Annotated in this window: 10 protein-coding genes; 4 read left to right on the top strand and 6 right to left on the bottom strand. The window is 67.4% G+C overall.

Annotated features, from left to right (window positions below; all coding sequences use genetic code 11):
- On the bottom strand, positions 1-3,752 hold a 3,752-nt coding region (locus tag H7290_RS20570), incomplete at its 3' end, for a fatty acid synthase subunit beta domain-containing protein (RefSeq protein ID WP_290515885.1).
- A 221-nt stretch (positions 3,753-3,973) separates the two neighbouring features.
- On the opposite strand from H7290_RS20570, the gene H7290_RS20565 reads away from it, so the two are divergent.
- Together H7290_RS20565 and H7290_RS20560 are read left to right on the top strand one after the other, a co-directional pair.
- Entirely contained in the window at positions 3,974-4,942 is a 969-nt protein-coding gene (locus H7290_RS20565; protein ID WP_290515884.1) for a LysR family transcriptional regulator, read from the top strand.
- 111 nt (positions 4,943-5,053) lie between these two features.
- A complete protein-coding gene (locus H7290_RS20560) occupies positions 5,054-6,670 on the top strand; it encodes a M4 family metallopeptidase (protein ID WP_290515883.1) in 1,617 nt (538 codons plus the stop codon).
- A gap of 88 nt (positions 6,671-6,758) precedes the next feature.
- Here H7290_RS20560 and H7290_RS20555 read toward each other — a convergent pair whose 3' ends face one another.
- Genes H7290_RS20555 through H7290_RS20545 form a run of 3 tightly spaced genes read right to left on the bottom strand, consistent with a single transcriptional unit; the run spans position 6,759 to position 9,930 of the window.
- Positions 6,759-7,511, bottom strand: a complete 753-nt coding sequence (locus H7290_RS20555) for an SDR family oxidoreductase (protein ID WP_290515882.1) — start codon at positions 7,509-7,511, stop codon at positions 6,759-6,761.
- Positions 7,508-8,728: an acetyl-CoA C-acetyltransferase gene (locus H7290_RS20550; protein WP_290515881.1), complete on the bottom strand. Its 1,221-nt coding sequence runs from the start codon at positions 8,726-8,728 to the stop codon at positions 7,508-7,510. Before H7290_RS20550 ends, H7290_RS20555 begins: the two co-directional genes overlap by 4 nt.
- A gap of 56 nt (positions 8,729-8,784) precedes the next feature.
- Entirely contained in the window at positions 8,785-9,930 is a 1,146-nt protein-coding gene (locus tag H7290_RS20545) for an acyl-CoA dehydrogenase family protein (RefSeq protein WP_290515880.1), read from the bottom strand.
- A gap of 104 nt (positions 9,931-10,034) precedes the next feature.
- Between H7290_RS20545 and H7290_RS20540 the strand changes: the two genes are divergently transcribed.
- Positions 10,035-10,607 (top strand): TetR/AcrR family transcriptional regulator, encoded by a 573-nt coding sequence (locus tag H7290_RS20540; protein WP_290515879.1) that lies wholly within the window; start codon positions 10,035-10,037, stop codon positions 10,605-10,607.
- Positions 10,608-10,634: 27 nt separating this feature from the next.
- Here the strand turns inward: H7290_RS20540 and H7290_RS20535 are convergent, their stop codons facing one another.
- Positions 10,635-11,183, bottom strand: a complete 549-nt coding sequence (locus tag H7290_RS20535; RefSeq protein ID WP_290515878.1) for a YceI family protein — start codon at positions 11,181-11,183, stop codon at positions 10,635-10,637.
- Between the two features lie 97 nt (positions 11,184-11,280).
- On the opposite strand from H7290_RS20535, the gene H7290_RS20530 reads away from it, so the two are divergent.
- A complete protein-coding gene (locus H7290_RS20530; protein WP_290515877.1) occupies positions 11,281-11,754 on the top strand; it encodes a MarR family transcriptional regulator in 474 nt (157 codons plus the stop codon).
- Positions 11,755-11,768: 14 nt separating this feature from the next.
- On the opposite strand, the gene H7290_RS20525 is transcribed toward H7290_RS20530, so the two are convergent.
- On the bottom strand, positions 11,769-12,690 hold a 922-nt coding region (locus H7290_RS20525), incomplete at its 5' end, for an ATP-binding cassette domain-containing protein (protein WP_290515876.1).

Below are 12,690 nucleotides of genomic sequence, written 5' to 3'. Positions count from 1 at the left end.
GGGAGGGTTGGTGCCCCCGCGGGGGGGGGCCGCGCTCCCCCGCCGGCGGGGCCCGTCCCGGGGGCAAGCACCTGCGGGGCGCCCGCCGACACCCACATGCCGTGCACGATGGGGGCGCCGAGACCTGCGAGGCGGGCCGCCGCGACGCTGGTGTGGATCGGGTTGTGATCACCCGTCACAGCCGCGAAGCCGCGCAGGTCGGTGGGGGCGACGAGAGTCGCGGCGGCGCGCGACGCACGAGGGGTGTCCCTGACGTTGTCGCCGAGTGATCCTCCGGCACGGGTGGGGTCGACGAGCTCGCCGGAGCCTGTGCGGCCGCGGATCGCGAAGCGCTCGCGCAGTGTCGCGACCTCACCGGAGGCCGGGGTGGTGATCGTGACGTCGACAGTGACGACGCGGCCGAAACCGGTGTCGGAGATCGAGTCGACGACCGAAGAGATGGTGAGAGCGGACGGTGCTACCGGGAGCGTCCCCGTCAGCCGCACCGCGTGGTCGAGGTGGACGAGGTCCAACATTCCCTCGATGACCGGGATGCCGTCGTCGGTGGAGGCCGCGCCGAGCACCGCGAACACCGATGGCCAGGCCAGGCCCACCAGCACATCGGGGACCGGGTGGACCGGCACCTCCGCGCCGGTGACTCCGGCGTGGTCAGCGACGAGGTCGGGGTCCCACTCGACCGTGACGGTGGCTCGACCCGCAGACACAGGGGGCACCTCTCCGCCGGCTGCGCCCGCGACGAGCGAGCCCATCGCGGCAGCCGCGACCGAGGTGGAGGCGACCGGCGCTGCGCCGGCGAGGACGGAGTCGCCGACCTCGATGGTCAGCGTCAGGGGGCGGGCCAGCGGCACATGCAGCTCGGCCGTGCGGCCGTCGCGGGCAGTCAGTGATGCGCCCGTCTCGGGATGCTCGGCACGCAGCGCGTCGACGATGAACCACTCTGATCCCAGGAGGTGCACGGGGTTGCGCACGGTGCGGCCGGCCCACACCAGGTCAGGGGCGGCGAGCACGAGCGACAGGACGTCACCGGCGTCCTCGACGCGGCGACGGCCGGACACCCGCTGGGGCGCGCGGCCCGAGGCGAGCAGCCCGTCGATCGTGGCGTCCTCGAATCGGCGCAACAGTGCAGCGACCGGCTCGTCGACCCGGTCGATGCCGGCCACGGAGACTGTGCCGGGAATGACACAGACCTCGTCGGCGGAGTAGCGCGAGTCGTGTGCCTGCCACAGCGAGTCCGAACGCCACCAGCGGCGGACGTCGGCGTCGATCACCGGAACGAAGTTGACCGGCTTGCCCGGGGTACGGCACTGGTCGACGAAGAAGAGGACGTCGCCCGGGTGCAGGATCACGTCGTCGGCCGACGGGAAGGCTTCGAGGAGGAGGGCGAGTGCCGCTGCTCCGTCGTCGACGACAGCAGCGTCGCCGAAGAGCGTGGGGATGCTGCCGCGGTCAGCAGCGTGCAGCCGTGCCTCGGCGCGCTGGAGCATGGCCTGGAACCGGTCCCGCAGCGTGTCGTCGAGCCAGGTCGGGGTGCCCGACAGCTCGACGAAGCGGCGGAGCCACTGGGCGTACGTCATGGTGTCCACGTCGCCGAAGTACGGCTTGGCGGTGCGGTTGAGCGCCTCGACGATCTCGTCGCGTCGTGCGGCCACGGCCTCGGCGTCGCCAGCGACCTCATCGAGAAGACGGCCGGTGCGAGAGGCGGTGTTGTCGATCTCGTGGATGTCGGCGCCGAGCTGGCTGCGGCCCGAAGCCATGCCACCCTTGGCACTGCCCGCGCCGACCCAGGTGCCGGTGCCCCTGGTGTCGACCAGGAGCTGCTTCACCGCTGGCGTGGTCGTCGCCTCGAGGGTTGCCATGGCAGCGGTGCCGACGAGGATGCCGTCGAGCGGCATGAGCGGGAAGCCGTGACGCCGTGACCATTCGCCGGTGATGTACGCCGACGCGACCTCGGGCGTACCGATGCCTCCGCCGACACACACGACGACGTTGTCGAGGGCGCGGGGCTCACCATAGGTCGCGAGGAGGAGGTCGTCGAGGTCTTCCCACGAGTGGTGGCCACCGGCCCTGCCACCCTCGATCTGGATGTGCACCGGCGTGGGAGCGACGGCCTTGGCGATCGCGACGACCTGGCGGATCTGCTTGACGGTGCCGGGCTTGAAGACGATGTGACTGATGCCAACCTCGCGGAGCTCCTCCACGAGCGCGACCGCCTCATCGAGCTCGGGGATGCCGGCCGTGACGATGACGCCGTCGATGGGTGCACCGGCAGCGCGGGCACGCTGCACCAGACGCTTCTGCCCGATCTGCAGCTTCCACAGGTAAGGGTCGAGGAAGAGGGAGTTGAACTGGTAGGTCTGGCCCGCGTCGAGAAGCGTGTCGAGCTCGGCGACTCGGTCGGTCAGGATCTTCTCCGTGACCTGTCCGCCACCGGCGAGCTCGGCCCAGAAACCCGCGTTCGCGGCCGCGGCCACGATGGCGGCGTCGACGGTCGTCGGTGTCATGCCAGCCAGCAGGATCGGCGACTTGCCGGTCAGTCGGGTGAACCGTGTCTCGACGTGGAGGCTGCCATCAGGCAGGGTCACGACACCTGGCGCATAAGCCGACCACGGCGTGGCCCGGCGGGGGGCGCCGCCAGCGGCCGTCAGCTCGCGGTGGCCACGACGGGTCGTGGTCGCGATGATGCCGACACCACGACTGCGCAGCTCACGGGCCGAGAGGCGGGCCGCGAGGTCGCTGGGCCCGAGGTCGAGGATCCAGCCCGCGCCGGCGTCCATCGCCGACTCCATCGAGGCGACCCAGTCGACAGGGTCGACGATCGACCGCATCGTGAGGGTGTGGGCGGCAGAGCCGTCGAGACCACAGGCGGAGGCCCAGGTCGCGACGAGATCCGCTGCCTCGGCGAGGTCGGGGTGGTGGAAGGCCAGCTGTGCGGGAAGTGGCTCCACGATCGGGGCGAAGGGGGTGCCGCCGATGATCTTGCGCTCCCGCTCGGCCTTCTCGGCGGTGGCGATCTCCTCGAAACGGGACTCGACGATGCGCAGGCTCTCGGCAGGTCCGGACAGGACGACGCTGCGTCGACCGTTGCGCAAGCGCGAGACGACTCGGAGCGAGGCCGGGAGCTCGGCAAGGATCTCGTCGATGCGCTCGGGCTTGACGTTGGAGACGCTGACCATCGTGGCCCCCAGCAGACCGCGGCGGCGGCCGACCAACTGCGCTGCGGCACCCATCAAGCGGGCGATGGCGAGAAGGTCGGCGTCGGGCACACCGGCGAGCGACTGGGCGGCGAGATGACCCTGCGAGTGGCCGATGATGGCGGCGGGGGCGGCGAGCTGGGTGTCGATGCCCTGACGGTGGAGAGCGCGGATGCCGGCCAGCTGCGTCAGCAGGATGCCGGGCACCGAGGCTCCGGGTGTATCCAGCACCGCGGAGCTCGGCGGTTCGGGGGCGTCGTCGTCCTCGGCGGACTCCCCGACGGCGATGACGTCGGCCCAGGCCAATGGTGTGAACGTCACGCCGACGCGTGCCAGCTCGGCGGCCACGGGGACGAGGCGGGCCTCCGCCTGCGTCACGAGCGACTCGAGCTCGGACTCGAGCGCGAAGTCCCGGATCAGCCCGGCGAGCGGCTCGAGCCACGGGGCCCCCTGCCCGCCGAAGGCAATGGCGTACGGCGCACCGGACGCGATGCGGTCGACGAGGGCTCCACGGCGCTCGGTCGGCTGGATCGTGGCAAGCGGGGTGTCGATCGTCGTCACGTGGTGTCCCTCTGTCGTTGCCGCCGTCGCTGGATCGACGGGCGTTACCTTCGATAATGCCAAAACATGAGGGATTCCTCAACTTAAAGATGAGGCATTCCTCATCTTTGTGGCGAGACATAAGTCACCCACGGGACACTGGCGTGCAGGTCTGGCGACACGACGCCCGTTCAGCATCATCTCGTCGTGACAAATCCCGGTTACCCTGACGCGGGGGTTCCATGGACATCGAGACCAGGCATCTGCGGATCGTGAAAGCCGTCGCCGATGAAGGAAGCATCACGCGGGCTGCGACGGTGCTGGGCACGACCCAGCCGGCGCTGACCCGGCAGGTGCGCAGGGTCGAGGACCACCTCGGTGGTCCGCTGTTCCAGCGTTCCCGCTCAGGGGTCGAGCTGACGCCGCTCGGTCGGGTCGTGATCGGACGGGCCAACGCCGTGCTCTCGGTCATCGACTCGCTGCAGACCAACCTGGTCGTCAAGACCGCCTTCGTCACACCGCCCGAGGTACGGATCGGAGTGACGCTCGGCAACGCCCTCGTCGGCCTCCTGCGAGGTCTCCGGTCCGTCGTCCCGGGTACCGAGATCATCACCGAGAACGAGACTCGCATCGACGGTCTCCTAGACCTGCTGAGCTCGCGCCGTCTGGACTTCGCCGTGATCCATGAATTCGTCGGCCACGAGATACCGCTGGACCCCCGGCTGTTGACCCGACCCGTCGGATGCGAGCCGGCATTCGTGCTGATGGCAGCCGACCACCCCCTGGCCGGTCTCGGCGAGCTCGACCTCGCCGACCTCCACGAGGAGGAGTGGCTGCTGTCGCCCCTCGACGTCGACCGGGAGGCCGACTGCATGACCCGCATCTGCTTCGAAGCCGGTTTCACACCCCGCATCAGCAACTACCTGAGTGACGGGCTCAGCATCGAGCTGATCCGCGCCGGCGAGGCCATCGCGCTGAGCACCCCCACCGTCCGCGACTCCGGCATGGTGCTCAAGCCACTGATCGGCATCCCCATGCGCACCCGTCGGCTCCTGGTCATCGATCGCGACAATCCGTTCGTCGGGCATCTCGACAAGCTCGCGCGGTTCACCGCAGAGGTCCTGACCGAGACGCTCGAACATCAACCTGTCTACCGGGCGTGGCACGACGCCCACGGCACCCTCCCCGCTGGACCCCGCGGGGCGGCGTAAGCCGCTTCGCCGGCACACAACAGCACCGCGCATGGCATGGCCAGTTGGCATGACCGGCTTTGACGAAATGTCATTAGCGTCACGCCTATTGCCAACCGAGAGGACATCTCAATGAACAAAGTCTTTGCCATCGCAGGAGGAACCCTGCTCGTGGCCGGACTCGGCGTCTCGACGCCGTCCGCAGGCTCCGCGGCGACCAGCACCTCAGCCCATCCCGACGCCGTCGCGGCCGCCAAGGATTACATCCAGGAGAACCCGGCGAAGGTCCGTGGCTCGAGCCGCGACGCCTACACCGTCGTCGACAACGTCGGTGCCGCGAATGGTGAGAGCCACGTGCGGTTCAACCGCACGTACGGCGGGCTCCCCGTGATCGGGGGCGATTTCGTCGTCCATCTGACGTCGGCGGAAAAGACCAACGGCCTGTCCGTCGCGCAGGACCGCACCATCAGCGTGAGCACATCGCCCAAGGTCGACCGAGCAACCGCACGTCAGCAGGCGCGCGAATCGGCGGCGAAGGGCTCGACCAGAGCCGGCAGCGCAACGCTCGTGGTCGACGCGCGTAGGGGCACACCGGCCCTCGCCTGGCGCACCATCGTGAGCGGGGTCCAGGCCGACGGCCAGACGCCGAGTCGGCAGGTCGTCGTCACCGACGCCAAGACCAACGAGGTCCGCAGCGCCCAGGAGACGATCCTGACCCCGGTCAAGATGGGCACGCCCACGAAGGCTGCGACATCGGCCGCCAAACCTCGCCCGCAGGCAGCCGCGACCGGAACCGGCCAGGGCATCTTCATCGGCAGTGTGTCGCTGAGCACCTCCGGTAGCGGCAGCAGCTTCACGATGCTCGACTCGACCCACGGCGGCAACCGCACGTGCAACCTGGGCAACCACACTGCGGGCACCTGCACGACGTTCAGCGACACCGACAACGCCTGGGGAGACGGCACCGTGAACGACCCGGCATCCGCCGCGGTCGACGCCCACTTCGGTGCGGCCACGACCTTCGACTACTTCAAGACCGTCCACGGCCGCAACGGCATCTTCGGCGATGGCCGAGGCGTGCCGTCGCGGGTGCACTACGGCAAGAACTACGTCAACGCCTTCTGGGACGGCTCGCAGATGACGTACGGCGACGGGTCGAACAACCAGAACCCGCTCGTGGCGCTCGACGTCGCAGGACACGAGATGACGCACGGTGTCACCGAGAACACCGCGGGGCTGGAGTACACCGGCGACGCTGGCGGCCTCAACGAGTCGACGAGTGACATCTTCGGCACGATGGTGGAGTTCTACGCCAACAGCACGGCCGACACCCCGGACTTCCTGATCGGCGAGGAGATCAACATCAACGGCGACGGATCTCCGTTGCGCTACATGGACGACCCGAGCAAGGACGGCGGCTCGTTCAGCTGCTGGAGCCCGTCGGTGCCGGGTTCCGACCCGCATTACTCCTCCGGAGTGGGCAACCACTTCTTCTACCTGTTGTCGAACGGCAGCGGCCCAAGCACGTTCGGCAACAGCCCCACCTGCAACGGGTCGACGGTCGCCGGAATAGGTCGGGACAAGGCCGCAGCCATCTGGTTCGGTGCACTGTCCAACTACATGACGACCACCGAGACGTACGCCCAGGCTCGTCTCGACACCGTGAAGTCCGCCACGGACCTCTACGGCGCCGGCAGCCCGGAGGTCACCGCAGTCAAGGCAACCTGGTCAGCCGTCAGCGTCAGCTGACGCCAGCGGCCCCACGAGGCGAAGGGTTGTCGTTCACTCTCAGCACGAGAGATGAACGGCAACCCTTCACTTCTGGGGTTGGGGTGGCCTAGACGCCTCCGGTGAGGGTCAGGCCGCCGTCGATCGTGATCGTCTGGCCGGTCACCCAGGCCGCGTCCTCCGACAGCAGGAATGCGACGACCGAGCCGATGTCGTCAGGCACACCGAGTCGCTTCAATGGGTACGTCGCAGCGACCTCTTCCTCTCGACCCTCGTAGAGCGCCTCCGCGAAGCGGGTCTTGACCACGGCCGGGGCGACGGCGTTGACCCTGATGTCGGGGCCGAGCTCGACCGCGAGCTCCTCGGTGACATGGATGACGCCTGACTTCGAGGCTCCGTAGACGCCGAGTCCCGGTGCCGGCTTGAGCCCCGCGACCGAGGCAACGTTGACGATCGCTCCGCCGTGCGACGACATCCAGGCGTGATAGACCTTCTGCGCCCAGGCGATCGAGGAGATGACGTTGACCCGGAAGGTCTTCTCGGCCGCGCCGAGGTCGACGTCGATCATCCGTCCGTACGTCGGGTTGATGCCGGTGTTGTTGACCAGGAAGTCGACGCGCCCGAAGGTGTCGAGAGCAGCGGCCACCGTTGCGTCCTGGTGCGCGAGGTCGTCGGCGGCACCAGCAACGAAGATCGCATGGTCTGCTCCACCCAGCGCTGCGACGGCCTCCTCGAGCGGGCCGGCCTTGCGCGCCGTGATGACGACCTTGGCGCCATCGGCCACCAGACGCTCGGCGATGGCCAGCCCGATGCCCCGGCTCGCGCCGGTGACGATGGCGACCTTGCCGTCGAAGCGGCTCACGACAGACGCTCGAGGACCATGGCCATGCCCATGCCGCCGCCGACGCACATGGTCTCGACGCCGTACTGCTTGTCGTGGTGCTGCAGCGAGTTGATCAGCGTGCTCGTGATCCGCGCGCCGGTCATGCCGAAGGGGTGGCCGACAGCGATGGCACCGCCGTTGACGTTGAGCTTGTCGAGCGGGATGCCGAGGGCCTGGGCCGAGCCGAGCGACTGGACCGCGAACGCCTCGTTGATCTCGAACAGGTCGATGTCGTCGATCGACATCTTGGCGTAGGCGAGGGCCTGCTTGGTGGCCTCGATCGGGCCGAGACCCATGATCTCGGGCGAGAGCCCAGTGACGCTCGTCGAGACGACACGCGCGAGCGGCGTCAGGCCCAGCTCCTTCGCCTTCGTGTCGCTCATGACGACCACTGCCGCAGCGCCGTCGTTGAGCGCGCAGCAGTTGCCGGCGGTGATGGTGCCGTCAGGCCGGAAGACCGGCTTGAGCTGCGAGACCGCCTCGAGCGTGACGCCGGCGCGCGGGCCGTCATCGGTGCTCACGACCGTGCCGTCGGGCAGGGTGACCGGGGTGATGTCCTTGGCCCAGAAGCCGTCGGCGATGGCTTTCTCCGCCAGGTTCTGGCTGCGGACACCGAACTCGTCCTGCTCCTGCCGGCTCATGCCGATCTTCTGCTGGACGTTCTCGGCTGTCTGGCCCATCGCGATGTAGGCATCGGGGAGCAGACCGCTCTCGCGGGGATCAGTCCACGGCTCTGCACCTTCCTGCGAACGAGAGTCGGTACGCGCAAGCGCGCCGGCGAACAGGGGGTTGCGGGTGTCGGGCATCGCGTCGGCACTGCCCTTGGCATAGCTGCTGACGGACTCGACACCGGCGGAGATGAAGACGTCGCCCTCGCCCGCCTTGATCGCGTGCATGGCCATGCGGGTCGTCATGAGGCTCGAGGAGCAGTAGCGGTTGACTGTCGTGCCGGGCAGGTGGTCCATCCCCGCCAGCACCGCGACGACACGACCGAGGTTGTTGCCCTGCTCGCCGGCAGGGCTGCCGCAGCCGAGCAGCAGGTCAGTGATGTCCTTCGGGTCGAGCCCGGGAACCTTGGCGAGGGCGGCCTGCACCATCAGCACGGTGAGGTCGTCCGCTCGCATGTCCTTAAGCGAACCCTTGAACGCGCGACCGATCGGTGAGCGGGCAGTAGAGACGATGACGGCTTCAGGCATGTGGTGTCACTCCTTGGTAGGGCAGTTCTGTATGAGGATGATCATTGTTGGTTGGCTCAGAATCCGAGGTCACGGCCGATGAGCTCTTTCATGATCTCGTTGGATCCGGCCCAGATCTTGCTGACCCGTGCGTCACGCCAGGCGCGCGCGACACGGTACTCGTTCATGAATCCGTAGCCGCCGTGCAGCTGCACGCAGTGGTCGAGGACGTCGTTCTGGATTTCCGACGACCACCACTTGGCCTTTGCCGCATCGATGGCCGTCGCGTCGCCGTGCGTGTGGGCCAGGACGGCGGCGTCGACGTAGGCCTCGGCCACCTCGATCTTGGTGACGAGCTCGGCGAGCAGGAACTTGTTGTGCTGGAGGCTGCCGATGGCCTGCTTGAAGGCGTGCCTGTCGTGGGCGTACTGCACCGTCTCGGCCAGGATCTGTTTGGCGTGCGCCACGTTGGACACCGCACAGCTGAGTCGCTCCTGCGGCAGGCGCTCCATCATGTAGATGAAGCCCTGGTCCTTCTCACCGATCAGCCGGTCGTCGCCGACGCGGACGTTGTCGAAGAACAGCTCGGCGGTGTCCGACTCGGACTGACCGACCTTGTCGAGCTTGCGACCGCGGCTGAACCCGATGTCTGTGGCCTCGATGCCGAACAGGCTGATGCCACGAGCGCCCTTGTCCGGCGACGTCCGCACGGCGGTGACGATGAGATCCGCCGAGTAGCCGTTCGTGATGAAGGTCTTGGAGCCGTTGATGACCCACTCGTTGCCGTCCCGGACCGCTGTCGTCCTGAGAGCGGCGAGGTCGGAGCCACCGCCCGGCTCGGTCATCGCGATGGCAGTGAGGATCTCGCCGGTCGCCATGCCGGGGAGCCAGCGCGTCTTCTGCTCGTCGGTCCCCAAGTCGACGACGTAGGGCGCCACGATGTCGCAGTGGATGCCGGCGCACGAGGCGAGAGCGGCGTTGAGCTTGCTCATCTCCTCGGACAGCACGGCGTTGAACCGGAAGTCACCGGCGCCCGCACCACCGAACTCTTCCGGGATCTCGAGACCGAGAAAACCCTCAGCCCCGGCGGCAAGCCAGAAGTCCCGCGGAAGTCCCTTGTCCTCCAGGTAGGCCTCGAGGTTCGGCTCGACGTGCTTGGCGAGGAATGCGGCGCACGACTCGCGGAAGGCCTCGTGGTCGTCATCGAACGTCATCCGTCTCATCAAGCCGCCTCAGGTTCGGGGTCAGGTGCGCAGAGCCAATTTCACTAAGCGCTTGCTTAGCATGCAAGCCCTCCGTCATGCTGTCAACCGATGGAGGTCACGACATGACGACGATCACGGCACGCCAGCGGCTCATCGATGCCGCCGTCGAGGCGTTCGCCGAGAAGGGCTTCACCGCCACGACGACGCGTGACATCGCATCGCGCGCCGGCATGAGCCCCGCTGCGGTCTACGTGCACCACGACTCCAAGGAGAGCCTGCTCTTCACGGTGAGCCTGCAAGGACACCGCGCGGCCCTCGACGTCATCGACCGTGCCGCAGAGTCGACGACCGATCCGGTCGATCGCCTGCGGGCCATGGTCTACGACTTCAGCCTGTGGCACGCCGACAACAGTCGAGTCGGACGCATCGTGCAGTACGAGTACCACGCGCTCACTCCTGCGCACAGAGCCGAGGTGGCGACCTTTCGGCGCAGCATCGAGAAGACGATGCAGGACGCCCTGACCGACGGTGTCGGCCAGGGCGTCCTGGATGTCGATGACGTACCCGGGACAGCGTTCTCGCTGCTGTCCCTCGGTGTCGATCTCGTGCGGTGGTTCGAACCGGGCGGCTCACGCTCGGGTCAGGAGCTCGCCTCCCTGCATGCCGACCTCGCGGTCCGCATGACCTCTCGCTGAGCGAGCCTGCCGCAGGGAGTCAGCGGTTCAGGCCTGCAGAACGGCCTCGGCGACGATGCTGATGGTGATCTTGTCACCGATCATGAGCTTGTCAGCGCCCTCGACGGGCATGTTGAAGTCGATGCCGAAGTCCTTGCGGCTGATGGTCGTCGTGGCCTCGAGTCCGACGCGCGTGCCGCCCCATGGGTCGCCACCCTCGCCGAGGAACTCGGTCGCCAGGTCGACGGACTTGGTGATGCCCTTGATCGTCAGGTCACCGGTGATGACGAAGTCGCTGCCACCCTTGGGCGCGATGCCGGTCGAGACGAACGTCATCTTGGGGTTCTCCTCGGCAGAGAAGAAATCGCCTGAGCGCAGGTGCGCATCACGGTCGGCAGAGCCGGTGTTGACCGAGGCCAGATCGATCGACACGTTGACACCCGAGGCGGTGATGTCATCCGCACTGGAGATGGTGCCCTCAAAGGTCTCGAACTTGCCACGGACCTTGCTCACGAGGTGCCGGACGGTGAATCCGACCTCGGTGTGGCTGGCGTCGATGGCCCAAGTACCGGTGGTGACTGCTGTGCTGGTGGTCATGTTGTCTCCTGACGTGTATAGTTAAGTTTTCAACCAGATAGAAGGTAGCACACGATTGAAGGTTCAATCAAACCCGGCTTCACGTAGTATGCCCCGCATGGAAGAAGTGGCGGAGACTGCGTGGCTCAGCGCCGACCAGCAGCGTGTCTGGCGTTCTTTCCTGGGTGGCACCACGGTGCTGATGGAGCGTCTCGACCGCGATCTCCGCGCAGCTCATGGCCTGTCCATGCCAGAGTACGAGATCCTCGTGCGTCTGTCGGAGGCGCCCGGACGAGCCATCCGCATGGCCGAGCTCGCCACTGCGGTGTCACACTCGCGCAGCCGCATCACCCACACGATCGCCCGGCTCGAACGAGAGGGCATCGTGGTTCGGGGGCAGTGCGTTGAGGACGGTCGCGGTGTGTCCGCGGTTCTCACCGACCACGGCACGCAGGTCCTCGAGGCCGCGGCCCACACCCATGTGCAGGGCGTCAACGACTACCTGATCGAGATCGCCGACGACCACGACCTTGCCGCCATGGGCCGGGTCATGCAGGCCGTCGTCGACCATCTGCACGGCCACACGTTCTGAGAGGCGTGGCCTGATCAGTCCCGCGTCAGCTTGCGGTAGGTGACGCTGTGGGGCCGGGCTGCCTCCTCGCCGAGGCGCTCCACCTTGTTGATCTCGTAGTCAGCAAAGTTGCCCTCGAACCAGAACCAACGTGCGGGATTGTCAGCATTGCCCTCCCACGCCAAGATGTGCGTCGCAACGCGATCGAGGAACCACCGGTCGTGCGACACCACCACGGCGCAACCGGGGAAGTCCAGGAGAGCGTCCTCCAGCGACTGCAAGGTCTCGACGTCGAGGTCGTTGGTCGGCTCATCGAGCAGCAGCAGGTTGCCACCCATCTTGAGCGTGAGGGCCAGGTTGAGCCGGTTGCGCTCACCACCGGACAGCACCCCGACGGGTTTCTGCTGGTCAGGGCCCTTGAAGCCGAACGAGGCGACGTAGGCGCGGCTCGGCACCTCGAAATTGGCGACCTTGATGTAGTCGAGCTCGCCGGAGACGAGCTGCCACACGTTGAGCTTGTCCTCGATGCCACCACGACCCTGGTCGACATAGGAGATCTTGACGGTCTTGCCGACCTCGATGGAGCCCTCGTCTGACTTCTCCTCCCCCATGATCATGCGGAACAGGGTCGACTTGCCCACTCCGTTGGGGCCGACGACACCGACGATGCCGGCACGCGGAAGGTCGAACGCCAGGCCGTCGAACAGCTCGCGGTCACCGAAGCTCTTGTGCAGGTCCTTGGCGTTGAGCACGACGTCACCGAGGCGCGGGCCGGCCGGGATGTTGATCTCCTCGAAGTCGAGCTTGCGGTGCCGCTCGGCCTCGGCGGCCATCTCTTCGTAACGGCCGAGACGCGCCTGGTTCTTGACCTGCCGGGCCTTGGCGTTGGAGCGCACCCACTCGAGCTCCTTGGCCAGGATCTTGGCGCGCTTGGCGTCCTTCTTGCCCTCGACCACG

Origin of the sequence: Aeromicrobium sp. (assembly GCF_014378035.1) — a bacterium.
Classification (GTDB): Bacteria; Actinomycetota; Actinomycetes; order Propionibacteriales; family Nocardioidaceae; genus Aeromicrobium.
Note: the sequence above shows the minus strand (reverse complement) of the source record. Positions and strands in the feature narration are given on the sequence as shown.